General features: G+C 67.1%; 21 protein-coding genes. 20 read left to right on the plus strand and 1 reads right to left on the minus strand.

Going from position 1 to position 24631, the window contains the following annotated elements:
• The first annotated feature begins 2 nt into the window (after window positions 1–2).
• The 5 genes from ACFO0J_RS10380 (at window position 3) to ACFO0J_RS10400 (ending at window position 5721) form a co-directional block, all read left to right on the plus strand.
• Complete coding sequence (locus ACFO0J_RS10380) at window positions 3–1709, plus strand: type IV pilus assembly protein FimV (RefSeq protein ID WP_376813009.1); 1707 nt, start codon at window positions 3–5, stop codon at window positions 1707–1709.
• A 75-nt stretch (window positions 1710–1784) separates the two neighbouring features.
• Window positions 1785–2597 carry a tRNA pseudouridine(38-40) synthase TruA gene (gene truA, locus ACFO0J_RS10385; protein ID WP_376813010.1) on the plus strand — a complete coding sequence of 271 codons (813 nt, stop codon included), beginning with the start codon at window positions 1785–1787 and terminating at the stop codon, window positions 2595–2597.
• 141 nt (window positions 2598–2738) lie between these two features.
• Window positions 2739–3347, plus strand: coding sequence for a TRAP transporter small permease subunit (locus tag ACFO0J_RS10390; RefSeq protein ID WP_376813011.1), 609 nt, complete (start codon window positions 2739–2741; stop codon window positions 3345–3347).
• A 2-nt stretch (window positions 3348–3349) separates the two neighbouring features.
• Complete coding sequence (locus ACFO0J_RS10395) at window positions 3350–5017, plus strand: TRAP transporter large permease (protein WP_376813012.1); 1668 nt, start codon at window positions 3350–3352, stop codon at window positions 5015–5017.
• Complete coding sequence (locus tag ACFO0J_RS10400) at window positions 5014–5721, plus strand: phosphoribosylanthranilate isomerase (RefSeq protein WP_376813013.1); 708 nt, start codon at window positions 5014–5016, stop codon at window positions 5719–5721. Before ACFO0J_RS10395 ends, ACFO0J_RS10400 begins: the two co-directional genes overlap by 4 nt.
• A 21-nt stretch (window positions 5722–5742) precedes the next feature.
• On the opposite strand, the gene ACFO0J_RS10405 is transcribed toward ACFO0J_RS10400, so the two are convergent.
• Entirely contained in the window at window positions 5743–7092 is a 1350-nt protein-coding gene (locus ACFO0J_RS10405; protein ID WP_376813014.1) for an MFS transporter, read from the minus strand.
• A gap of 212 nt (window positions 7093–7304) precedes the next feature.
• On the opposite strand from ACFO0J_RS10405, the gene cyoA reads away from it, so the two are divergent.
• The 15 genes from cyoA to pdxJ all read left to right on the plus strand — a co-directional run bounded on the left by cyoA (window position 7305) and on the right by pdxJ (window position 24544).
• Window positions 7305–8213, plus strand: coding sequence for a ubiquinol oxidase subunit II (gene cyoA, locus ACFO0J_RS10410; RefSeq protein ID WP_376813015.1), 909 nt, complete (start codon window positions 7305–7307; stop codon window positions 8211–8213).
• 2 nt (window positions 8214–8215) lie between these two features.
• Complete coding sequence (gene cyoB / locus ACFO0J_RS10415; protein WP_376813016.1) at window positions 8216–10207, plus strand: cytochrome o ubiquinol oxidase subunit I; 1992 nt, start codon at window positions 8216–8218, stop codon at window positions 10205–10207.
• Window positions 10200–10841: a cytochrome o ubiquinol oxidase subunit III gene (cyoC, locus tag ACFO0J_RS10420; protein ID WP_376813017.1), complete on the plus strand. Its 642-nt coding sequence runs from the start codon at window positions 10200–10202 to the stop codon at window positions 10839–10841. Before cyoB ends, cyoC begins: the two co-directional genes overlap by 8 nt.
• Window positions 10838–11224 carry a cytochrome o ubiquinol oxidase subunit IV gene (gene cyoD / locus ACFO0J_RS10425; RefSeq protein ID WP_376813018.1) on the plus strand — a complete coding sequence of 129 codons (387 nt, stop codon included), beginning with the start codon at window positions 10838–10840 and terminating at the stop codon, window positions 11222–11224. The genes cyoC and cyoD overlap by 4 nt, the downstream gene beginning before the upstream one ends.
• A 73-nt stretch (window positions 11225–11297) precedes the next feature.
• Complete coding sequence (locus ACFO0J_RS10430; protein ID WP_376813019.1) at window positions 11298–12068, plus strand: SURF1 family protein; 771 nt, start codon at window positions 11298–11300, stop codon at window positions 12066–12068.
• Between the two features lie 166 nt (window positions 12069–12234).
• Complete coding sequence (locus ACFO0J_RS10435) at window positions 12235–13542, plus strand: ATP-binding protein (protein ID WP_376813020.1); 1308 nt, start codon at window positions 12235–12237, stop codon at window positions 13540–13542.
• Window positions 13526–14089, plus strand: a complete 564-nt coding sequence (locus ACFO0J_RS10440) for a response regulator transcription factor (RefSeq protein WP_376813021.1) — start codon at window positions 13526–13528, stop codon at window positions 14087–14089. The genes ACFO0J_RS10435 and ACFO0J_RS10440 overlap by 17 nt, the downstream gene beginning before the upstream one ends.
• 180 nt (window positions 14090–14269) lie before the next feature.
• Window positions 14270–15238: an ABC transporter substrate-binding protein gene (locus ACFO0J_RS10445; RefSeq protein WP_376813022.1), complete on the plus strand. Its 969-nt coding sequence runs from the start codon at window positions 14270–14272 to the stop codon at window positions 15236–15238.
• A 93-nt stretch (window positions 15239–15331) separates the two neighbouring features.
• Window positions 15332–16219 carry an ABC transporter permease gene (locus ACFO0J_RS10450; RefSeq protein WP_376813023.1) on the plus strand — a complete coding sequence of 296 codons (888 nt, stop codon included), beginning with the start codon at window positions 15332–15334 and terminating at the stop codon, window positions 16217–16219.
• A gap of 4 nt (window positions 16220–16223) precedes the next feature.
• Window positions 16224–17018, plus strand: a complete 795-nt coding sequence (locus ACFO0J_RS10455) for an ABC transporter ATP-binding protein (RefSeq protein ID WP_376813024.1) — start codon at window positions 16224–16226, stop codon at window positions 17016–17018.
• A 148-nt stretch (window positions 17019–17166) separates the two neighbouring features.
• A complete protein-coding gene (locus tag ACFO0J_RS10460) occupies window positions 17167–17715 on the plus strand; it encodes a TetR/AcrR family transcriptional regulator (protein WP_376813025.1) in 549 nt (182 codons plus the stop codon).
• Between the two features lie 169 nt (window positions 17716–17884).
• Window positions 17885–19165, plus strand: coding sequence for an efflux RND transporter periplasmic adaptor subunit (locus ACFO0J_RS10465; protein ID WP_376813026.1), 1281 nt, complete (start codon window positions 17885–17887; stop codon window positions 19163–19165).
• A 47-nt stretch (window positions 19166–19212) separates the two neighbouring features.
• Window positions 19213–22386, plus strand: a complete 3174-nt coding sequence (locus tag ACFO0J_RS10470) for a multidrug efflux RND transporter permease subunit (protein ID WP_376813027.1) — start codon at window positions 19213–19215, stop codon at window positions 22384–22386.
• On the plus strand, window positions 22383–23819 hold the full coding sequence (locus tag ACFO0J_RS10475) for an efflux transporter outer membrane subunit (RefSeq protein WP_376813028.1): 1437 nt from the start codon (window positions 22383–22385) through the stop codon (window positions 23817–23819). Before ACFO0J_RS10470 ends, ACFO0J_RS10475 begins: the two co-directional genes overlap by 4 nt.
• Entirely contained in the window at window positions 23816–24544 is a 729-nt protein-coding gene (pdxJ, locus tag ACFO0J_RS10480; protein WP_376813237.1) for a pyridoxine 5'-phosphate synthase, read from the plus strand. The genes ACFO0J_RS10475 and pdxJ overlap by 4 nt, the downstream gene beginning before the upstream one ends.
• The last annotated feature ends 87 nt before the right edge of the window (window positions 24545–24631 follow it).

Consider the following 24631-nt stretch of genomic DNA (forward strand, 5'->3'; position numbering starts at 1 on the left):
ATATGAAAAATGGCGCCACGCGTGACCTCTCGAACCCGACGCGCGTCGCGCGCCGACTCCCTACGGGCCGTCTGACGGCCGGAGCCCTGGCGCTGGCCTTTCTCGCGGGCGGCGCGGCTCAGGCCGCGACCTTCGGCCACGCGCGCCTGGCCTCCGGGGCGGGTGAGCCGCTGCTGATCCTGGTGCCGGTGTCCGGCCTGACCGAGGCCGACTTGAAGGCCTTGTCGGCCCGGCCCGCGCCCGCGGCGGACTGGGCGCAGGCGGGTTTGACGCCGCCGGTGCCGCTCGACAGCCTGTCCGTTTCCGTCGGCGACGATGTCCGGGCCGGCGGCCGCCGCGTGCTGCGCATCGGTTCCGGGCAGGCCTTCACCGGCAATCTGGCCGATCTGCTGCTGGACGTGCATACGGCCACGGGCGAACAACGCTATCAGGTGTCCCTGGTGGCGCCGGAGCCGGCCCGCGCCGCTGCGGCCTCTGCCGCCGCGCAACCGGCAGCGGGGCAGGGCGCATCGTCCACTACTGTGGGTGCTGCCGCATCCCATGCCAGCACCCGGCGCGTGCCGGCCGGCGCCATTGCCGTGCGCCCCGGCGACACGATGTTCGCCATCGGCCGCCGCCATGCGGTGGACGGGGTGTCGATCTACCAACTGATGATGGCGCTGCAGCGGGCCAATCCGCAGGCCTTCATCCACGACAACGTCAATCTGGTGCGTGCCGGCGCGTCGCTGGCGGTGCCGGACATCAACGACATGCTGTCGATTTCCGACGCCGAGGCGCGCCGCCAGTTCCAGGCCCAGGCCGCCGCTTTTGCGCGGATGCGCGGGCGTCTGGCCGGCGCATCGGCCGCCACGGATGCGGGCCAGGCCGCCACGGGCACCGTGTCGCAGGATGACTCACGGGCACACGCTCAGCCTGCGGCAGCGGCGGGCGATCATCTGCGCCTGAGCGAATCCGGCGCCAAGGGACAGGGCGCCGATGCGGCTGCCGATGCCCGCACGGCCCGGGGGCACGCCCTGAAGGATACCGAGGCCCGGGTCGATCAGCTCGAGGGCAACGTCAAGAACCTGAATCAGGCCCTCCAATCTCAGGGCGAGGCCGCGCGCAACGCCGCCGCCCAAGGGGTCGAGGTCATCGGCCAGTCGATCCACCAGATCGCCAACGCGATCAGCGAGGCCAGCCAGGAAGCCGCCGCCCAAGCCGACGAGACGGACTCGGCGGGCGGCGCGTCGGGGGCCTCCAGCGCAGGCGCTTCCGGCGCCGCGGGTGCGAATGCGGCCGCTCCAGGGGCGTCCGGCGCCAACGGCGCACCGGGGGCGCAGGCTGCCGGGGGGGCTGCGTCCGGGTCCGGCGCGGCAGCCGCGGGTGGCGCATCCTCGACCGCCAGTTCGGGCGCGGGAGCCGCCGCTTCCAGCGCCGGTTCGCCGAGCGCCGCTGCCGGGGCTGACTCGGCTGCCCAGGCCGCCGAGCCGCAGCCTTCCGAACGCACCCAGCACCGGGTTTCGTGGCTCCAGGATCATCTGCTGGGCGTGATGACGGGTCTCCTGGCCCTGATCGTGCTCATCATCGCCTGGCTGCTGCGCCGGGCCAATGCCGCGCGGGACGAGGCCGATGCCAGCCCCCGGGTGACGGAAGCCATGGTGCGCGAACGGATTCAGGACGTCGACCTGAATCTCGAACCGGGCGAATCCCGCCCGCCGCAGCAGCACTAGCCGGAGACGGGCGGGCGGCCATGACGGCCCGCGCCCGTCCCGACGGCAGATGATGCATATCGGACACTGAGTTTCATGGGACGCATTGCGCTCGGGCTGAGCTATGACGGCCAAGGTTGGCAGGGCTGGCAGACCCAACCCGGCGGCCGCACCCTGCAAGACACCCTGGAATCGGCTTTGCGCCGTTTCCTGGCCGCGCCCGCCGTAGCCACGATCTGCGCCGGCCGCACCGATGCCGGCGTGCATGCCTTGCAGCAGGTCGTGCACCTGGATACGCAGGCCGTCCGGCGTGACGAATCCTGGGTGCGTGGGCTCAATGCCTTGCTGCCCGGGACCCTGGCCGTGCAATGGGCCTGCGCCGTGCCCGACGATTTTCATGCCCGTTTTGACGCCCGGGCCCGCACCTATTTCTACGTGCTGCGCAGCGCCCCGGTGCGTTCCCCCATCCTGCAGGGCCGGGTCGGCTGGGTGCACGAGCGGCTCGATGATGCAGCCATGCGCGCCGCTGCCGCCGTGCTGGTGGGCGAGCACGATTTCAGCGCGTTTCGCTCATCCGAATGCCAGGCGGCCAGTCCGGTGCGCACCTTGCAGGCGCTGGAGATCCACCGCACGGGCGATTTCCTGATCTTCGAGTTCCGCGCCAATGCCTTTTTGCACCATATGGTGCGCAATCTGATGGGCGTGCTGGTGATGGTGGGGCGGGGCCGCCGCCCGCCCGGGTGGGCCGCCGAACTGCTGCGCGACCGCGACCGGCGGCGGGCCGCGCCCACCTTCATGGCCGATGGCCTGTATCTGGCGCATGCCGACTATCCGGACGCAGACCTGCCGCAACGCACGCCCCGCGAGGCCTTGCGCCATCATCTGGGCGGCTTGTCGCCCGGCCTTTAGCGACACCCGCCGGGACGGCCGGATTGAAAACCTATTCGGGCGATTCCCGAGGCGGGGGGCCTGACGCTTCGTATAGAATTGAGCGATTTGATTGCGAGCGGGGCATCCGCGCCGTTTTTCCGCCTGTTTCATGGAAGCATAATGAAACCTCTCTTGACGATCTCCCGATGGATCGACGGGCTGAACACCGTGGTCGGCCGGGCCGTGACCTGGTTGGTGCTGGTGGTGGCCCTGGTCAGCGCCGGCAATGCGGTGATGCGCAAACTGTTCAGCCTCAGCTCCAACGCCTGGCTGGAGTTGCAGTGGTATCTGTTCGGGGCCATTTTCCTGCTGGCTGCGGGCTATACCTTTTTGCGCAACGAGCACGTGCGCGTCGACGTGCTGTCGCAAAAGCTGCCCGAGCGCGCTCAGGTCGGCATCGAAATTTTCGGCGTGCTGTTCTTCCTGCTGCCGGCCGCCTGCCTGGTGTTCTGGCTGTCGATCCCGTACTTCTGGGAATCCTGGATCACGCATGAACTGTCCTCGAACACCGAGGGCCTGATCCGCTGGCCGGCGAAACTCCTGATTCCGGTCGGTTTCGCGCTGCTGATCCTGGCGGGGCTGTCGCACCTGATCAAGTGCGTGGGCTTCCTGCGCGGCCAGTGTCCCAATCCGATGCAGGTTTCCAGCGGCAAGAGTGACGAAGAAGCCCTGGTGGAAGACATTCTGGCCCAACGTCAGGCCGACCTCGAAGCCGGGCAGGGGCGCTGAGCATGGAATTCCTCGTCGACAATCTCGCACCGATCATGTTCTTCAACCTGATCGTGTTCCTGCTGCTGGGTTTTCCGGTCGCCTTTTCCCTGGCCGCCACCGGCGTGCTGTATGGCCTGGTGGCCATCGACCTGAATCTGATGAGCCCGTTGCTGTTCCAGGCGCTGCCTCAGCGGATATTCGGCATCGTCGGCAACGACACGCTGCTGGCCGTGCCTTTCTTCACCTTCATGGGCCTGATCCTGGAAAGATCCGGCATGGCCGAGGACCTGCTCGACACGGTCGGCCAGCTTTTCGGTCCGCTGCGCGGCGGCCTGGCGATCGCGGTGGTGTTCGTCGGCGCGCTGCTGGCGGCGACCACCGGCGTGGTGTCGGCCTCGGTCATCTCGATGGGGCTGATTTCGCTGCCCATCATGCTGCGCTATGGCTACGACCGGCGTCTGGCCTCCGGCGTCATCGCCGCGTCCGGCACCCTGTCGCAGATCATTCCGCCCTCGCTGGTGCTGATCATCCTGGCCGACCAGCTCGGGCGCTCCATCGGCGACATGTACCGGGGCGCGATGCTGCCGGGCCTGCTGCTGGCCGGGGCCTACATGGCGTACGTCTTCCTGGTGGCCGTCGTGCGGCCCGGCCATGTGCCGGCCCTGCCGCCAGAGGCGCGCGGCTTCGTCGATGCGCGAGGGCATCGCGGCCTGCGGTCCCTGACCGTCCTGACCCTGATCGCGGCCGCGGCCGCCTACTGGGGTTCGGACTACTATTTCCGATCCCATACCGACGTGCCGGTGGACGAGCGCGTCGTCATCGTGCTGCTGATCTGGGGCGCCGCCGCCCTGGCGATGGCCCTGGCCAACCGTTTCCTGCGCCTGAAGCTGCTGTCGGCCCTGGCCGAGCGGGTCGTGTTCGTGATGATCCCGCCCCTGGCGCTGATCTTCCTGGTGCTGGGCACGATCTTCATCGGCGTGGCCACGCCCACCGAGGGCGGCGCGATGGGCGCCGTCGGCGCGCTGATCATGGCCGTGTCGCGCGGCCGTTTCTCCTGGAAGCAGTTGCGCCAGGCCATGGAAAGCACGGCCCGGCTGTCCTGCTTCGTGGTCTTCATCCTGGTGGGCTCGACGATCTTCAGTCTCAGCTTCCGGGGCATCAACGGCGACGTCTGGGTCGAGCAACTGCTGCTGCACGTGCCGGGGGGCGAGGTCGGCTTCCTGATCGTGGTCAGCGTGATGACCTTCTTCCTGGCCTTTTTCCTGGACTTCTTTGAGCTGGCCTTCATCATCGTGCCGCTGCTGGGACCCGTGGCCGACAAGATGGGCATCGACTTGATCTGGTTCGGCGTGCTGCTGGCGGTGAACATGCAGACCTCCTTCGTGCATCCGCCGTTCGGCTTTGCCCTGTTCTATCTGCGATCGGTCGCGCCCAAGGAAGACTACCGTGACCGTGTGACCGGCAAACTGATCGCCAAGGTCACCACGGCCCAGATCTATTGGGGCTCGATTCCCTTCATCATCATCCAGATCCTGATGGTGGCGGCGGTGCTGGCTTTCCCCGGCATGGTGACCCATTACAAGAGTGATGCGCCCACCGTCGATCCGGCCAGCGTCACGTTCGGCCAGGACAGCGCCTTCGGCCTGGACAGCTATGGCTCGGACGACGCCGGAGGCGCGTTCCAATGAACACGCCTGCCGCAACCGCCGCCGGGCCGGAGGCTTCCGGGGTCCGGCGCACCCGCGTCAAGATCTGCGGACTGACCCGTCCGCAGGACCTGGATGCCGCCGTGGCGGCCGGCGCCGACGCCATCGGCCTGGTGTTCTATCCGCCCAGCCGCCGTTGTCTGACGCTGGAGCAGGCCGCCGCCTTGCGCGCCCGGGTGCCGGCTTTTGTCGGCGTCACGGCCTTGTTCGTCAATCCCGAGGCTCGGCTGGTGCAGCAGGTGATCGAGACCGTGCGCCCGGACCTGCTGCAATTCCATGGCGAAGAAACCCCCGGTTTCTGCGCCGGTTTCGAGACCCGCCACGTCAAGGCTTTCCGGGCCGGGGCGCCGGGGCTCGCCACGGCGGCCGAACTGGCCCGCGCCTGCGCAGCCTACGGTCGTGCGGCGGGCTGGCTGTTCGACAGCTATAGCGCCGGCTATGGCGGCAGCGGCAGCGGTTTCGATACCGCGCTGCTGGCCGAGGTGCCGCGCGACGCCGGGACGCCGGCCCTGATCCTGTCGGGCGGCCTGAAGGCGGAAACGGTCGGCGGGCAGATCGTCGCCCTGGCGCCGTTTGCCGTGGACGTCAGCAGCGGGGTGGAATCGGCGCCCGGGATCAAGGATCCGGAGCGTATCCAGGCCTTCATGCGCGCGGTGCGCGCCGCCGACGCCGCCCGGGCGCCCTGAGACGCCCGAGGGCGGGCCGGTTCAGGCGGCGGCGCGGCGGGCCGAGCGGTTGGCGGCCAGTGCCGCCAGGGTGCAGGCCGCGCCCGACAGCAGATACAGGCTGATCCCGCCCAGGCCGTAGCGATCCGAGACGCCCAGCGCGACCAGCGGCGCGAAGGCCGCACCCACCAGCCAGGCCAGATCGGCGGACAAGGCTGCGCCCGTGTATCGATAGGCCGGCAGGAAATTGGCCGTGGCCGTCCCTGAGGACTGGCCATAGGACAGGCCCAGCAGGGCGAAGCCGGTCAGGATGAAGGCGTCCTGATGCACGGCGCCGCCGCCCAGCAGCCAGGGCGAGGCGAGGGCGAAGACGCCGATCAGCACGGCGACCAGGCCCAGCGTATGACGCCGGCCGATGCGGTTGGCCAGGTATCCGGAATACAGCATGGCCGCCAGGGCGACCGCAGCGCCCGCGAGTTCGACCGTCAGCACCTGGGACACGGTCCTCTGGTGCTGCAGCACCAGCCAGGACAGCGGGAACAGCGTGACCAGGTGGAACAGGGCGTAGCTGGCCAGCGAGGCGAAGGCGCCGGTGACGATGTGCCGGCTCTGGGTGCGGACCATTTCCCGCGTGCCGATCGGGCGCAGTTCGCGTTCTTCCAGCAGGCGCGAGAAGTCATTATCCATCACCAGCCGCAGGCGGGCGAACAGGGCCACGACATTGATGGCGAAGGCCACGAAGAACGGGAACCGCCAGCCCCAGTCGGTGAAGTCCGCAGGTTCCAGGCGGGTGTACAGGTACAGGAACAGGGCGCCGGCCACCAGGAAACCGATGGGCGCCGACAGTTGCCCGAGCATGGCGTACCAGCCGCGTTGCCGGGCGGGCGTGTTCAGTGCCAGCAGCGAGGGCAGGCCGTCCCAGGAGCCGCCCCAGGCGATGCCCTGCAGGCAGCGAAAGAGCGCCAGCAGGACGATGGCGTGCGTGCCCAGGGTATCGTGGGCGGGCAGGAAGGCGATGCCCGCCGTGGCCGTGCCCAGCAGGAACAGCGCCGCCGTCAGTTTCATCCCCCGGCCCCAGTGCTTCTGCACGTGCATGAAGAGCGTCGTGCCGAAGGGCCGGGCGACGAAGGCCAGGGCGAAGACGGCGAAGGCGTACAGCGTGCCGGTGAGGGGATCGGCGAACGGGAAGAAGACCTGGGGGAACACGATCACCGACGCGATCCCGTAGGTGAAGAAATCGAAATATTCCGACGTGCGGCCGATGATCACGCCGACGGCGATGTCGCCCGGGGATACGGAAGGATGGCCCTCGGCGTGGCGGGCGGCTCTGGCCTGGTCGTCTTCCCGGGCGCGCGGTCCGGGCAAGCGGGTGTTGAGGATATCTGCGGTCATCGGGTCCTCCTGATCTGCGATGCGGGCCGCCGCGCGCAGGCGGCCCCGCGCATAGAATCCCATGCCGGCGGCAGGGTTCGCCATTGGACATTACCCGGAGTAACCCTGTCCCGCGAAGGGGCATGAGTCAAAATGTCCAATTTCCACCTCGACTTTTCAAATCTATAGTATCGGTCTCTGCTTGAATACACCTGGAATCGGCACACAAGGCAATGAGGCACGACAAGATCCTGAAAATAGTGCTGGGCGTCGGCCCGGCCCTGCTGCTGGGCGGCTGCGATGCCGTGCTGCTGAACCCGTCGGGCGACGTGGCGCTGCAGCAGCGCAACCTGATCTACACGGCGACCGGCCTGATGCTGATCGTCATCCTGCCGGTGATCGTCGCCACGGTCCTGTTCGCCTGGCGCTACCGGGCGGCCAACCGCAAGGCGCGCTACGACGCCGATTGGGACCACTCCACCCGCCTGGAACTGATGATCTGGTCGGTGCCGCTGCTGATCATCATCGCGCTGGGCAGCGTCACCTGGGTCAGCACCCACCTGCTCGACCCCTACCGTCCGCTCAGCCGGATCTCGGCGGACAAGCCTCTGGCCGCCCACGTCGAGCCGCTCACCGTCGAGGTCGTGGCGCTGGACTGGAAGTGGCTGTTCATCTACCCGGAATACGGCTTCGCCACCGTCAATGAACTGGCCGCGCCGGTGGACCGGCCGATCCGCTTCAAGATCACGGCCTCCTCGGTGATGAATTCCTTCTTCATTCCCGCCCTGGCCGGCCAGATCTACGCCATGCCGGGCATGCAGACCATGCTGCACGCGGTGATCAATGCCCCCGGGGAATACGAGGGCATGTCCGCGAACTACAGCGGCGCGGGCTTTTCCGGCATGCATTTCCGCTTCCATGGCCTGGACCAGGCCGGCTTCGATGCGTGGGTGGCGAAGAACCGCGCCGCCGGCGGCGTCCTGGACCGGGCGGGCTACCTGGATCTGGAGCAGCCCAGCGAGAACGATCCGGTGCGCCGCTGGGCGACCGTCGATCCCGACCTGTACCGACTGATCCTGAATCGCTGCGTGCGGCCCGGCTCGACCTGCATGAGCGATCTCATGCAGCCTATGGAGAAGTAAAGATGGATTTGCGAACCTGGATCCTGGGCCGGCTCAGCCTGGAAGCCATTCCCTACCACGAGCCGATCCTGGTGGCCACCTTCGCCGGCGTGGCCGTGATCGGACTGGCCGTTCTGGCCCTGATGACGCGCTACCGCCTCTGGGGCCCCCTGTGGCGCGACTGGATCGTCAGCATCGACCACAAGAAGATCGGCATCATGTACATGGTGCTGGGCGTGGTGATGCTGCTGCGCGGCTTCGCCGATGCGGCCATGATGCGCCTGCAGCAGTCGGTGTCCTTCGGCGATGCGCTGGGCTACCTGCCGCCGCACCACTACGACCAGATCTTCACCGCGCACGGTGTGATCATGATCTTCTTCGTGGCCATGCCGTTCATCACCGGCCTGATGAACTACATCGTGCCGCTGCAGATCGGCGCGCGCGACGTGGCCTTTCCGTTCCTGAACAACTTCAGCTTCTGGATGACCACGGGCGGCGCCGTCCTGGTGATGATGTCGCTGTTCGTGGGTGAATTCGCCCGCACCGGCTGGCTGGCCTATCCGCCGCTCTCGGGCCTGGAGTTCAGTCCCGACGTGGGGGTGGATTACTACATCTGGGCCTTGCAGGTCGCCGGGGTGGGCACGCTGCTGTCGGGGATCAATCTGGCGGTCACCATCATCAAGATGCGCGCGCCGGGCATGAAGCTGATGAAGATGCCGGTCTTCACCTGGACCGCCCTGTGCACCAACATCCTGATCATCATCACCTTCCCGGTGCTGACGGCCACGCTCGCGCTGCTGGGCATGGACCGCTACCTGGACACCCAGTTCTTCACCAACGACCTGGGCGGCAACCCGATGATGTATGTGAACCTGATCTGGATCTGGGGCCACCCGGAGGTCTACATCCTGATCCTGCCGCTGTTCGGCGTGTTCTCCGAGATCACCTCCACGTATTGCGGCAAGCGCCTGTTCGGCTATACCTCCATGGTGTACGCGACCATCGTGATCACGGTGCTGTCCTATCTGGTCTGGCTGCACCACTTTTTCACCATGGGCTCGGGCGCCAGCGTGAACTCCTTCTTCGGCATCACAACGATGATCATTTCGATCCCCACGGGGGCGAAGATCTTCAACTGGCTCTTCACCATGTACCGGGGCCGCATCCGCTTCGAGCTGCCCATGATGTGGACCGTGGCTTTCATGATCACCTTCGTGATCGGCGGCATGACGGGCGTGCTGCTGGCCGTGCCGCCGGCCGACTTCGTGCTGCACAACAGCCTGTTCCTGATCGCGCATTTCCACAACGTCATCATCGGCGGGGTGGTGTTCGGCGTGTTCGCCGCGATCAACTACTGGTTCCCGAAGGCCTTCGGCTTCCGCCTGAACGTGTTCTGGGGCAAATGCTCGTTCTGGTGCTGGGTCGTGGGGTTCTGGGTCGCCTTCATGCCGCTCTACATCCTGGGCCTGATGGGCATTACCCGCCGCCTGAGCCACTTCGAGGACCCTTCGCTGCAAGTCTGGTTCCAGGTGGCCGCGGTCGGCGCGTTCCTGATCGCGCTGGGCATCGCCTTCTTCCTGGTGCAGATCTACGTCAGCTGGCGCGACCGCGAGGCGCTGCGCGACCACACGGGCGACCCCTGGGACGGCCGCACGCTGGAATGGTCCACCTCGTCGCCGCCGCCGGACTACAACTTCGCCTTCACGCCGCGCGTGCATGAGCGCGACGCCTGGTGGCACATGAAACAGGCGGGCTACCGCCGGCCCGAAAGCGGCTTCATCGACATCCACATGCCGAAGAACACCGCCGCCGGCTTCATCCTGGCTGCGCTCAGCGCGGTCCTCGGCTTCGCCCTGATCTGGCACATGTGGGCGCTCGTGATCGTGTCCTTCGCGGCGCTGATCGCCGCCGCCATCTTCCACACCTTCAACTACCACCGTGACACCCACGTTTCCGCTGCGGACGTGAGCCGCGCGGAGGAAGCCCGCACCCTGCAGTTGGCCCGCCATGTCTGATACCCGCATCCTGCATCCCCAAGCGGCCGGCGGCCCGGCCGCCGCTCCCGACTTCATTGTGCGGGAACCTCACCATCCGGAGAACGGCACGCTGCTCGGCTTCTGGATCTACCTGATGAGCGACTGCCTGATCTTCGCCTGCCTGTTCGCCGTGTACGGTGTGCAGGGCAGGGCGTATGCGGGCGGTCCGACGGGCGCGGACCTGTTCGACCTGCCGCTGGTGGCGGTGAACACGGCCATGCTGCTGTTCTCGTCGATCACCTACGGCTTCGCCATGCTGGAATCCCAGCGCGGCCGGGTGCGCGGGACGCTGGCCTGGCTGATCGTGACCGGGTTGTTCGGGCTGGCCTTCCTGGGGCTGGAGCTGTACGAGTTCCACCACCTGATCGAGCACGGCGCCGGTCCTTGGCGCAGCGCCTTCCTGTCGTCCTTCTTCACGCTGGTCGGCACCCACGGCCTGCACGTGACCTTCGGGATCGTGTGGCTCGTCACGCTGCTGTTCCAGATCGGCCGCCACGGTCTGATCCCCGAGAACCGCCGCCGCCTGATGTGCCTGTCGATGTTCTGGCACTTCCTGGACGTGGTCTGGATCGGCGTCTTCACCTTTGTCTACCTGATGGGAGTGCTGCCATGAGCAACGACCACACCGCGCCCGGGCGCGACGCGGCCCACACCGGGGAGGGCGGCCACGCGCCCAGCACGTTCCGGGGCTACATGAGCGGCTTCGTCCTGTCGGTGATCCTGACCGTGATCCCGTTCTGGCTGGTCATGGGCGGCGTCCTGGCGAGCTCCAGCGCCACCGCCTTGGCGATCCTGCTGATCGGCGCCGTGCAGATGGTCGTGCATATGGTGTATTTCCTGCACATGAGCCCCCGCTCCGAAGGCGGCTGGACCCTGCTGGCGCTGATCTTCACTGTCATCATCGTGGCCATCGCTTTGGCGGGGTCGCTGTGGGTGATGTACCATCTGAACGTCAACATGATGCCGGGGCACCTGCACGACATGCCGTCGATGTAGGTTCCGCGCGGATGCGGCCCCGTCCCGGCCGGCCGCGCCCGCCGTTCCCCGGATCCGCCTCCTTCCGCCCATCGTGCCCCAACGCTCCTCACGCCCACTGCCCACGGGATGGCTCGTCCTCTGGACCGTCCTCCTGGCGGCGGCGCTGGGCGGCTTCGTCGCGCTGGGCACCTGGCAGGTCCACCGGATGCACTGGAAGCACGCGCTCATCGCCCGGGTCGACGGCCTCCTGCGCGCGCCGCCCGTTTCCGCGCCCGGGCCGGATACCTGGGCCGGTCTGCGGGCCGACCGCGACGAGTACCGCCGGGTCGAGCTGCGGGGCGTCCTGCTCGACCGCGAGATCCTGGTCCAGGCCAACACCCGCCTGGGCGCCGGTTTCTGGGTCATGACGCCCTTGCGGCGCGATGACGGCAGCAGCGTCTTCGTCAATCGCGGCTTCGTCGACGCCGCGCACCGCGATCCCGCGCGCCGGGGCGCGGCCCCGCCGGCCGGCCCGGTCCGGATCGAGGGCCTGCTGCGCCTGTCGCAGCCCGGCGGCGGCTTCCTGCGGGACAACGCGCCGGCCGAGGGCCGCTGGTATTCCCGCGACGTGGCCGCCATGGCCCGGTCCCTGGGCCTGTCGTCCGTGGCGCCGTATTTCATCGACCAGTCGGCGGACGACGGCACCGCAGCCGACACCGTCAGGCCGGCCCGGTGGCCCGTGCCCGGCCTGACGGTCGTGCATTTCCGCGACGAACACCTCAGTTATGCGCTCACCTGGTACGCCCTGGGGGCCATGACGGCGGCGGCCATGGCCTACGGCGCCCGCCAGGAATGGCGCCGCCGCCGGGCGGCACGGCGATGAAAAAGAAATGCCCCCCACGCCGCGCAGCCTTCTCGGATTGCAACATCCCTCCACCTCGCGGCCTGTATGCCGCTCGGATTCGCCAGGCATGGCGCAGTCCGCAGGGGCTGCGCCATGTCCAGGCTCATCCCCAGGGGGGCGCTTTTCATCTTGGGGCGGCCCGGCGATGAAAAAGGCGAGGCTCCCGGACGGTTCGCACGTGGCGGGCCGGCAGAACCTGCGCCTGCTGGTCCAGCTGCGCTGGATCGCGGTGCTCGGCCAGGTGCTGGCCATCGCCGTGGCCATGGCCGGGTTTTCTCTGGCGCTGCCGCTGTTCGACATGGCGCTGGTGGTGGTTCTGCTGGTCGTCTACAACTGCTTCAGCCAGTGGCGCCTGAAGTGGCACCTGCCCGTGAGCCAGATCGAACTGTTCCTGGCGCTGCTCGTCGACGTCATGGCGCTGACCGCCCAGCTCTACCTGAGCGGCGGCGCCACCAACCCGTTCATCTTCCTCTACCTGCTGCAGGTGGCCCTGGCCGCCGTCCTGCTGCGGCGGCGCACGACCTGGATGATGGCGGGCGCGACCTCGGCCGCGTTCGCCGGGCTGGTACTGACCCGCCATCACGGCTACACCCTGCCGCTGGACCTGGGCGGCGGACTGGACAGCCCCTTCGTGCTGGGGATGCTGGTCTGTTTCACCCTGAACGCCGCCCTGCTGGCGGCCTTCATCACCCGGATCACCCACAATGTGCGCACGCGCGACGCGCGCCTGGCGGCGCTGCGCCAGCGCGCTTCCGAAGAAGAGCACATCGTCCACATGGGCCTGCTGGCCTCGGGCGCGGCCCACGAACTGGGCACTCCCCTGGCGACCCTGGACGTGATCCTGGGCGACTGGGCGCACGCGCCCGCCGTGGCCGCCGACCCTGAACTGGGGCAGGACGTGCGGGACATGCAGGCGCAGGTGCAGCGCTGCAAGACCATCCTGAGCGGCATCCTGATGTCGGCCGGCGAAGTGCGCGGCGAGGCCCTGACGCGCACCACCGTGACCGCTTTCCTCGACGGGCTGGTGGCCCAATGGCGGCAGGCGCATCCTTCGGCCCGCCTGAAATACAGCCGCCGGATCGACTCCGACACGGTGGTGATCGCCGACCAGGGCCTGCGGCAGATGGTGTTCAACGTCCTGAACAACGCCCTGGAGGCCTCGCCCACGCTGCAGCAACTCACCGCCGTCCTGGACAGCGGCCGGCTCACGCTGGAGGTCCGCGACCAGGGGCCGGGCTTCGTCCAGGATGTCCTGCGTTCGCTGGGCAAGCCCTACCGGTCCACCAAGGGGCAGCCTGGCAGGGGGCTGGGGCTGTTCCTGTCGCACCAGGTGGCCCGGTCCCTGAGCGGCACCCTGAGCGCGAGCAACCTGCCCGAAGGCGGCGCCTGCGTCACGATCCGCTTTCCCCTGTCCGCTTTGACCCCGGAGGATGCCGATGAGCCCGTCGAATGAACCAGGCGCCGATGCGCAGCGCCTGCTGCTCGTGGTCGAGGACGACGAATCGCTGTCGCATTCCCTGGCGCGCTCGTTCGAGCGCCGCGGCTACCGCGTGCTGCGCGCCGACAGCCTGGAATCCGTCGAGGCGCTGCTCGCGCGGGGCCACATGCCCGGCTATGCCGTCGTGGACCTGAAACTGCAGGGCGAGGCTTCGGGCCTGGCCTGCGTGCGGCGGCTGCATGCGCACGCGTCCGGGATGCTGATCGTGGTGCTGACCGGTTTCGCCAGCATCGCCACCGCCGTCGAGGCGGTCAAGCTCGGCGCCTGCCACTACCTGGCCAAGCCCTCGAACACGGACGACATCGAACGCGCCTTCGCCCGGACCGAGGGCGACGTCGAGGCCGCCCTGGCGCCGCGCCAGGCGTCGATCAAGACGCTCGAATGGGAACGCATTCACGAAGTGCTGGCCGCAACCAATTTCAACATCTCGGAGACGGCCCGGCGGCTGGGCATGCATCGCCGCACCCTGGCGCGCAAGCTGGAAAAGCGCCGGGTCCGCTGAGAAACGGCTGAATCAGCGCTTGCCCGCGTGTCCGCTCCATGGCATCGATCGCCGGGCTACAATCATTGCCGCCGCAGGGATATCCCTTGCAGAAAAACTTGATGTCGGCGGGTAGACTGGTCGCCGCATCGCCTGGTGTGGACACGATCCGCAGGCGTTTCCCCTACAAAGGAGCTGTTCATGAATCTGCATCCCGTCCTTCGTACCCTCGCGGGCACCGCTGCCGTACTCGGCGCGCTGGCCGCCGCGCCGGCCCTGGCGCAATCCGTGGCGGTGACCTCCATCGTCGAGCATCCCGCGCTCGATGCCGTGAAGGACGGCGTGCACGAAGCCCTGGCCTCGGCCGGCTACACCGAGGCCAAGGGCCTGAAATGGCAGTTCCAGACGGCCCAGGGCAATACCGCCATCGCCGCCCAGATCGCCCGCAAGTTCGTGGGCGACAAGCCCGACGTGATCGTCGCCATCGCCACGCCCTCGGCCCAGGCCGTGGTCGCCGCGACCAAGACCATCCCGGTGGTCTATTCCGCCGTGACCGATCCGGTGGCCGCTCAATTGGTGCCGGGCTGGGAAGCCTCGGGCACCAACGTCACCGGCGTGTCCGATGCCCTGTCGCTGGAAAAACAGATCGACCTGATCAAAAAGGTCGTGCCGGACGCCAAAAAGGTCGGCATGGTCTACAACCCCGGTGAAGCCAATTCCGTGGTCGTGGTGAAACGCCTGCGTGAACTGCTGCCGCAATCGGGCATGAGCCTGGTCGAGGCCACCGCCGCCCGCACCGTGGACGTGGGCGCCGCCGCCCGCAGCCTGGTGGGCAAGGTCGACGTGATCTACACCAACACCGACAACAACGTCGTCTCGGCCTACGAATCCCTGGTCAAGGTCGGCAATTCCGCCAAGATTCCCCTGGTGGCTTCCGACACCGACAGCGTCAAGCGCGGCGCCATCGCGGCCCTGGGCGTGAACTATCACGACCTGGGCGTGCAGACGGGCAAGCTCGCCGTGCGCATCCTCAAGGGTGAAAAGCCCGGCGCCATTCCCTCCGAGACCAGCTCCAAGCTCGAACTCTACGTCAACCCCGGCGCCGCCGCCCAGCAGGGCGTGACCCTGTCCGACGCCCTGATCAAGTCGGCCGCCCAGGTCGTCAAGTAAGGCGCCGCGCGTTTCGCGTCCCCGGCCGGGCCGCCTGAGGGCGGCCCGCTCGTCATGGTGGCGCCCTGTGCCGCATCCAGAGATTTCCATCCCATGTCCATTTATTCCATGTGGGGCGCGCTCGAGATCGGGCTGATATTCGGCCTGGTCGCATTGGGCGTCCTGATTTCCTTTCGCGTGCTGAACTTCCCCGACCTGACGGTGGACGGCAGTTTTCCGCTGGGCGGCGCAACGGCCGCCATCCTGATCCATCACGGCATGGATCCCTTTCTTGCGACCGGCATCGCCACCCTGGCCGCCGGTTTTGCCGGCATGGTGACGGGCTGGCTCAACGTCCGGCTCAAGATCATGGACCTGCTGGCCAGCATCCTGATGATGATCGCCCTGTATTCGATCAATCTGCGCGTCATGGACGCGCCCAACGTGCCGCTGATCACCGATCCCACCGTGTTCACTGTGCTGCAGCCCGAAGGCCTCGAAGACTACGTGGCCCGGCCGCTGATCCTGCTGGCGCTGGTGGTGGCCGCCAAACTGCTGCTGGACTGGTTTTTCGCCACCCAGGTGGGGCTGGCGATGCGCTCGACCGGCTCGAACCCGCGCATGGCGCGCTCCCAGGGCATTCGCACGGACAATATGGTGCTGCTGGGCATGGCGATTTCCAACGCCTTGTGCGGCCTGGGCGGCGCGCTGTTCGCCCAGTCGCAGGGCGGGGCGGATATTTCCATGGGCATCGGCACCATCGTCATCGGCCTGGCCGCCGTCATCATCGGCGAGTCCATCCTGCCCAGCCGCCGCCTGATGGTGGCGACGCTGGCTGTGGTGGTGGGCGCCGTGCTCTATCGTTTCTTCATCGCGCTGGCGCTGAACGCGGATTTCATCGGCCTGAAGGCCCAGGACCTGAACCTGGTCACGGCCGTGCTGGTGACGATCGCCCTGGTGATCCCGCTGGCGAAGCAGCGCCTGCGCAAAAAGAGGGCCTGATCCCATGTTGAGCGCCCAGAACCTTCATCTGACCTTCAATCCCGGCACGCCGATCGAAACGCAGGCCCTGCGCGGCATGTCGCTGGAGATCCCGGCCGGCCAGTTCGTCACCGTGATCGGCTCCAATGGGGCCGGGAAATCCACCTTCCTGAACGCCATTTCCGGCGAGCAGGCTGTGGACAGCGGCGTCGTCCTGATCGACGGCGAGGACGTCACCCGCCAGCCGGTCTGGGATCGCGCGCGCAAGGTCGCGCGCGTCTTCCAGGACCCGATGGCCGGCACCTGTGAAAACCTGACCATCGAAGAAAACATGTCCCTGGCCCTGGGCCGGGGCCAGTTCCGCAGCCTGCGCCAGGCCGTGCGCGAGGAAATGCGCGTGCTGTTCCGTGAGCGCCTGGCCATGCTGGGACTGGGGCTGGAAAACCGCCTGACCGACCGGATCGGCCTGCTGTCGGGCGGCCAGCGCCAGGCCGTCAGCCTGCTGATGGCCGCCCTGCGCCCCTCGCGCATCCTGCTGCTGGACGAGCACACGGCGGCGCTGGACCCCCGCACCGCCCAGTTCGTGCTGGACCTGACCGCGCGCATCGTCGCCGAGCACGGCCTGACGACGATGATGGTCACCCACAGCATGCGCCAGGCGCTGGACGTGGGGGACCGCACCGTCATGCTGCACCAGGGCAGGGTGGTGCTGGATGTCTCGGGCGACACCCGCAAGGGGCTGGAAGTCCCCGATCTGCTCGCGATGTTCGAGAAAGTACGCGGCGAGGAACTCTCGGACGATACCTTGCTATTAGGATGAGATCGGACATGAAAGGGTCCCCGCGGACCCTTTCATGCCTATCGAATCGGAGCGACCTGCAGGTCGCGGCGTGGAGAGATGCGGCTTCAATAGCTGCCTAGGCAAAAAACTTTTTGACAGAAAGTGCATTTATTGTCAAAATGCGCCGATGTCAGCCAAGCTCAGCACCCAAGCCATGATCGCACGGCGCGCCAGGATACTGGACGCGGCGCGCTGGTGCTTCCTGAATTTCGGCTTTTCCAAGAGCTCCCTGGGCGACATCGCGCAGCGCGCGGGGATTTCCCGCACCTTGCTCTATCGCGGCTTCAAGGACAAGGAAGACCTGTTCATGCAGGTCTTTGACGACTGGCTGCTGTCGCGTCTGCCCCTGGCCATGGAAGTGGTGCGTGCCGAAGGCTCGACGCGCGAGCGTCTGTTCGGCGTCTGCCGGTGCGTGCTGCTGGAGCCCTGGTCCGAAATGGAAGCGGCCCCCATGTCCAGCGAGTTCCTGGAGGTCTGCCAGGGTTTGAGCCCCGAAGTCGCCGAGCGGCACCACGCGCTGCTGCTGGAATGCCTGGACGGCGTGCTCGATGATGCCGAGGTTGCGCGGGTGTTCCTGCTGGCCCTGGAAGGCCAGATCGAGGACAAGCCCCGCCTGGACGTGCTGGAGCGCCGGGTCCGCATCCTGGTGGACCGCTTCACAGCGGACGGGGCTTGAATCATGGGTCCGTGCGCATCGCATAAGCATCGTATCAATCAACCAAGCTTTACCCTTATACTTTTGGCTTGCCCTCGGGGGCCCGGCCGATCCCGGCATCCCTGCGCGACCGGGCGGCCATCTTTCGCTTCACCCCAATCGAAAAATCATCATTTCTGGAGCTTTTCCTATGGCCTTTAATCGACTGACCGCCGGCCGGACCCTGCGGCCCCTGGCGCTGGTGTCGCTGCTGACCCTGGCCGCCTGCTCGGGCGAACCGCAGCAGGGCATGGGAGGCATGAAGGTCCCGGTCAGTGTGATCCAGGTCCAGCCCCAGGCAACCGTCATCCACACGGAACTGCCCGGCCGCGTCCAGGCGATCGAAGACGCCGAAATTCGCGCCCGGGTCAACGGCATCGTCCAGTCCATCGATTTCGAGCAGGGCAGCACGGTCAAGACCGGCCAGCGTTTGTTCACCATCGATCCGGCGCCGTACCGGGCCGCCCGCGATCAGGCCGCCGCGCAACTGAAGAACGCCCAGGCCTCGGCGCATACCGCACGCCTGCTGGCGCAGCGCTATACCGCGCTCATCAAGCAGCATGCGGTCAGCCAGCAGGACTACGACAACGCCGTCGCCCAGTCGCGCCAGGCCGAAGCAGGGGTCGCCGCCGCCCAGGCCGCGCTGGAATCCGCCCAGATCAATCTGGATTACACCCAGGTGACGTCGCCCATCGACGGCACCATCGGCAAGGCCCAGGTCACGGTCGGCGCGTTGGTCAGCGCCACGTCCGCGACCTCGCTGGCGACCGTGCACCGCCTGGATCAGGTCTACGTGGACATCACCCAGCCCGTGGCGCAGATCGCCACGCTGCGCCGCCAGATCGCCGACGGCATCGTCAAGCCCGACGCCAACGGCGACACCCAGGCCGAAGTCAAGCTGGACGGCGGCGCCACCTATCGCCATCCCGGCAAGCTGCTGTTTTCCGGCGTGGCCGTCGATCCAGGCACGGGCCAGGTGAACCTGCGCGCCTTGTTCCCCAATCCGGAACAGATCCTGCTGCCCGGCCTGTTCGTGCGCGTCAGTCTCGCGCAGGGCACGGACCAGAAGGCGCTGGTGGTGCCTGATCAGGCCATCCAGCGCACCTCGGACGGCAAGAGCACGGTCGTCCTGATCAAGGACGGCAAGGCGGTCTTTACGCCGATCGAAGTCGGTCCGCGCACACAGGGCGGCTATGTCGTCTACCAGGGCATCGAGGCCGGCGATCAACTGATGGTCGAGGGCTTCCAGAAGGTCCGTCCCGGCGCCCCGGTCCAGGCCATGCCCTGGAAGAAGGGCCCGGCCGGCGCGGGGCAGGGCGGCGCGCAGCCGCCTGCCCAGGGCGGACAGCCCGGCGCCGATAAGCCTGCGGGCGACCAGCCGGCCGGCGACAAGCCCGCGGGTGACAAGCCCGCCGACGGCCAGGCCCACTGATCCGGCCTCGGCCGCCCGATACTCCTCCGGATTCCACGCGAGCTCTCATGCCACAGTTTTTCATCGAACGACCAATCTTCGCCTGGGTGGTGGCGCTGGCCATCGCCCTGGCCGGCATCCTGGCCATCCCCAATATGGCCGTGTCGCAATACCCCGACGTCGCACCGCCCACGGTGACCATCAGCGCCACTTACCCGGGCGCCTCCGCCTCCGAGGTTTCCACCAGCGTCGTCAGCGTCATCGAAAACGAGCTGAACGGGGCCAAAGGCCTGCTCTACTACGAATCGGTCAGCGATTCCAACGGCCAGGGTGAAATCACCGTCACCTTCGAGCCGGGCATGGACGTCGACATGGCCCAGGTGGACGTGCAGAACCGCTTGTCCAACGCGACGGCCAAGCTGCCCGCCGCCGTGACGCAGCAAGGCCTGAAGGTCGGCCAGTCCAATTCCGGCTTCCTGATGGTGGTCACGCTGTCGTCCAAGGACGGCTCCGTCGACCAGTACGCCCTGGCCGACTACATCACGCGCAACATCCAGAACCCGATGTCGCGGATCAAGGGCGTGGGCAAGTTCCAGTTGTTCGCCGCGAACCGCGCCATGCGCGTCTGGGTCGATCCGCAGAAGCTGGTCAGCTACGGCCTGAGCATGTCCCAGGTCAACAACGCCCTGGCATCCCAGAATCTGGTGATTTCCGGCGGCCAACTGGGTTCGCCCCCGAATCCGAGCACGCAAAGCACAGTGGCGCCCTTGACCGTCAACGGCCAGCTCACCACGCCGGAAGAATTCGGCGACATCGTGCTGCGCGCCAATCCGGACGGCTCCTCGGTCCGCATCCACGACGTCGCCCGGGTCGAACTCGGTTCGGACAACTACCAGTTCGGCGCCCGCCTGAACGGCAAGGCGACCGCGGCGTTCGCCCTGTCGCTGACGCCCACGGCCAACGCGCTGGAAACGGCCAAGCTGGCCAAGGCCAAGATGGAAGAACTGTCCCAGTTCTTCCCCGACAACATCGAGTATCAGATTCCCTACGACACCTCGCCCTACATCGATGTCTCCATCGAACAGGTGGTCCACACCCTGTTCGAAGCCATGGTGCTGGTGTTCGTGGTGATGTTCGTGTTCCTGCAGAACGTGCGCTATACCCTCATCCCCGCGCTGGTCGTGCCGGTGGCGATGATGGGGGCCTTCACGGTGATGCTGGCCCTGGGATTCTCGATCAATGTGCTGACCATGTTCGCCATGGTGCTGGCCATCGGGATTCTGGTGGACGATGCCATCGTGGTGGTCGAAAACGTCGAGCGCATCATGGCCGAAGAGGGCCTGTCCCCCAAAGAAGCCACGAAAAAGGCCATGCCGCAGATCAGCGGCGCCATCGTCGGGATCACGCTGGTGCTGACCACGGTGTTCCTGCCGCTGGCCTTCATGTCCGGGTCCGTGGGGGTGATCTACCGCCAGTTCTCCGTGGCCATGGCCGTGTCCATCCTGTTCTCGGCCTTGCTGGCGCTCAGCTTCACCCCGGCGCTGTGCGCCACCATCCTCAAGCCCATTCCCAAGGGGCATCATGCCAGCAAGGGCGGTTTCTTCGGCTGGTTCAACCGCAGCTTTGACCGCACCACGCGGAGCTACACCGGCATGGTCACGGGCAGCCTGAAGCGCACCCTGCGCATGATGCTGATGTTCGTCGTGCTGGCCGGGGTGATGGGATTCCTGTTTTTCCGCCTGCCCACCTCGTTCCTGCCCGAGGAAGACCAGGGCTATGTGATCGCCAACATCGAATTGCAGTCGGGCTCTTCGGCCAACCGCACGATGGATGTCATCGAGGAAGTCGAAAAATACTTCATGGCCCTGCCGCAGGTGGCCAACATCATCGCCGTCCAGGGCTTCAGCTTCAACGGCAACGGCCTGAACGCCGCCATCGCCTTCGTGCCGCTCAAGGATTTCTCGGAACGCAAGGGACCGGGCGATTCCGCGCAGGCGATTTCCGGCACGGCCATGGGCCGGCTGCTGTTCGGCCTGCCGGACTCGATGGTGATTTCCATCACGCCGCCCGCCATTTCCTCGCTGGGCAACGCCTCGGGTTTTGACCTGCGCCTGGAAGACCGCAGCGGCGTGGGCAGTGATGCGCTGCAGGCCTCCGCCCAGCAGTTGCTGCAACTGGCGGCGAAAAGCCCCATCCTGGACGGCCAGTCGGTGCGCATCACCGGCCTGGGCGCGGGGCAGCAACTGAAGGTGACCATCGACCGCGACAAGGCCGCCGCCCTGGGCGTGGACTTCTCCGAAGCCGCCAACCTGATTTCCACGGCGATCGGTTCGTCCTACGTCGGCAAGTTCACCAATCAGGGGTGGGTGCAGAACGTCTGGGTCCAGGCGGAACAGGAAGACCGCATGGAGCCGGAGGACATCCTGAAGCTCAATGCGCGCAACGCCAACGGCGAGATGGTGCCGCTGTCCTCGTTCGTCAAACTGGATTGGACCCGGGGTCCGGTTCAGGTCGTGCGTTACAACGGCTACGAATCCATCCGGATCGGCGGCTCGGCCGCGCCGGGCTATTCCACCGGCCAGGCCATGGCCGAGATGGAGCGCCTGGTCGCCGAACTGCCTCCCGGCCTGGGCTATGAATGGACCGGCCTGTCCTACCAGGAAATCCAGGCGGGCAGCCAGTCTTCCATCCTGATGGCGCTGTCCATTCTGGTGGTCTTCATGGTGCTGGCCGCTCTGTACGAAAGCTGGGCCATCCCGCTGTCGGTGATGCTGGCCGTGCCCTTGGGCATGCTGGGCGCCGTGTTGCTCAGCACGCTGATGGGCAAGGACAACGACGTGTACTTCATGGTCGGGATCGTGACGGTGATCGGCTTGTCGGCGAAAAACGCCATTCTGATCGTCGAGTTCGCCAAGGACCTGTACGCCAGCGGGGCGGGCCTCAAGGAAGCCGCCATCGAGGCCGCTCGCCTGCGCTTCCGTCCGATTCTGATGACGTCCTTCGCCTTCATTCTGGGCGTGGTGCCTTTGGTGACGGCGACCGGCGCAGGCGCCGCCAGCCAGAACGCCGTGGGCCTGGGCGTGCTGGGCGGGATGCTGGCGGCCACGCCGCTGGCCGTGATCTTCGTGCCGACTTTCTTCGTGGTGATTCTGAAATTGTTCAAGACCAAACCGAAACTGATGGGCCACCAGGCGCCACACATCCCCGCCGCAGGCGAGTCCTCTTCGGGAGACAAGGCATGATGACCCGACGACTCTCCGCACGCGCGCTGGCCGTCTCCACGCTGAGCCTGGCGCTGGGCGCCTGCTCCCTGGCGCCCACCTATCACCGGCCGGATGCGCCGGTGCCAGACCGCTTCCCGGTCACGGCCGCCAATGCCAATGCCGATCAGGCCGCGCTGCCGGCCTGGCGGGACTTCTTCCAGGACGCCCGCCTGCAGGCCCTGATCGAACTGGCGCTGAAGAACAACCGCGATCTGCGCATCGCCGTGGACCGGGTCGAAGAGGCCCGCGCCCAGTACGGCATCGCCCAAAGCGACCGCCTGCCGACCATCGGCGCGCAGGGCACGGGGCAGGTCACGCGATCCCCCGAGAATATGCGCAACGGCGGCCCCGACAGCCCGTCCGTCAACCGCAGCTACATCGCGGGCGTGGGCATGACGGCCTTCGAACTGGATTTCTTCGGCCGCGTGCGCAATCTCAGCGAATCCGCCTATCAGTCCTATCTGTCGACCGATCAGGCGCGTCGCACCGTGCAGCTCGGGCTCGTCGCCCAGACCGCCGAGGCGTATTTCCGCCTGCGTTCGGCCCAGGAACTGCACGAGCTGATGGACAAGACCCTGGAGGCCCGCAAGGGCACGCTGGATCTGGTCCAGTCGCGCTTCGACGTGGGCGTCGCCTCGGATCTGGATCTGGCGCAGGCCCAGTCGCAATACGACACGGTCCGTGCCGACCGCATCGCCACCGAACGCGCCATGACGCAGGCCGGCAATGCCTTGCAACTGATCCTGGGCACGCCCGTGCCTGACGGCCTGCCCGAGCCCCGGCCGTTTGGCCGCGAGCAATTGCTGCAGACGCTGCCGGCGGGCCTGCCGTCGCAACTGCTGGAACGCCGGCCCGACATCGTCGGCGCCGAGCACGACCTGATGGCGGCCAATGCCCAGATCGGCGCGGCCCGCGCGGCTTTCTTCCCGCGCATCTCCCTGACCGGGCTGCTGGGCTTCGCCAGCCCCGAGCTCAGCGCGCTGTTCGGCGGCAGCCACCGTTACTGGCAGTTCGCGCCGCAGATCCAGATGCCGCTGTTCTCGGGCGGGATCCGGGGGAATCTGGACCTGGCCAAGGCACGCAGCAACATCGCCGTGTCGGCTTACGAAAAGGCCATCCAGACCGCGTTCCGCGAAGTCGCCGACGGCCTGTCGGGCGAGGCCACCTACAGCACCCAGCTCGATGCCTTGCGCGCCACCGAAGACTCCGCGCTGCGCGCGCTGAAGTTGTCCCAGGTTCGCTACGAGACCGGCGTGGACAGTTTCCTGCAGGTGCAGTCCGCACAAGTCACCCTGTACGGCGTGCAGCAGCAGTTCATCCAACTGGGCACCGATGCGCTGCTCAACCGCGTGGAACTGTACAAGGCGTTGGGCGGGGGCTGGGAGGCCGACGATCTGCCGGAGGCGTCCTGATGGAACTGGGCGTCAACATCGATCACGTCGCCACGCTGCGTCAGCAGCGCCTGACGACGTATCCCGATCCGGTGCAGGCCGCGCTGCGTGCCGAGGATGCCGGGGCCGACCTGATCACGCTGCACCTGCGTGAGGATCGGCGCCACATTCAGGACGCCGACGTGCGCGCCATCCGGCCCGTCTTGCGGACACGCATGAACCTGGAATGCGCCATCACACCGGACATGTTGGCGATTGCCTGCGACATCCAGCCCCAGGACGTCTGCCTGGTGCCGGAAAACCGCCGCGAACTGACCACCGAAGGCGGCCTGGACGTGCTGGGCCGCTATGACGAAGTCGCGTCCGCCGTGGCGCGGCTGCATGACGCCGGCATCCGCGTGTCCCTGTTCATCGATCCCGAGGCCGATCAGATCGCCGCTGCCGCGCGCACCGGCGCGCGGGTGATCGAATTGCACACCGGGGCCTATGCCGACGCGCCTGACGCCGGACTGCGGGCCGCGCAACTGGAACGCGTGCGGGCCGCCGTCGTCGTGGGTGTGAGCGAGGGCCTGCGGGTCAACGCCGGTCACGGCCTGCATTACGGCAACGTCGAGCCCGTGGCGGCCTTGCCGGGGATCGCCGAACTGAACATCGGCCACGCCATCGTCGCCCAGGCCGTGTTCGATGGCTGGGAGCCGGCCATCCGGCGCATGAAGGCCTTGATGATCCGGGCGTCCTGTGCCTAGTGTGTGATGGATCCATTTGAGTGCCCATGATTTGGGTGCTCAAAACACACTAGGCTCCTTTTGAATAGTGGGAGCCTTTTTAATGTC

Origin of the sequence: Castellaniella hirudinis, from assembly GCF_042651965.1 — a bacterium.
GTDB classification, from domain to species: Bacteria; Pseudomonadota; Gammaproteobacteria; order Burkholderiales; family Burkholderiaceae_B; genus Castellaniella; species Castellaniella hirudinis.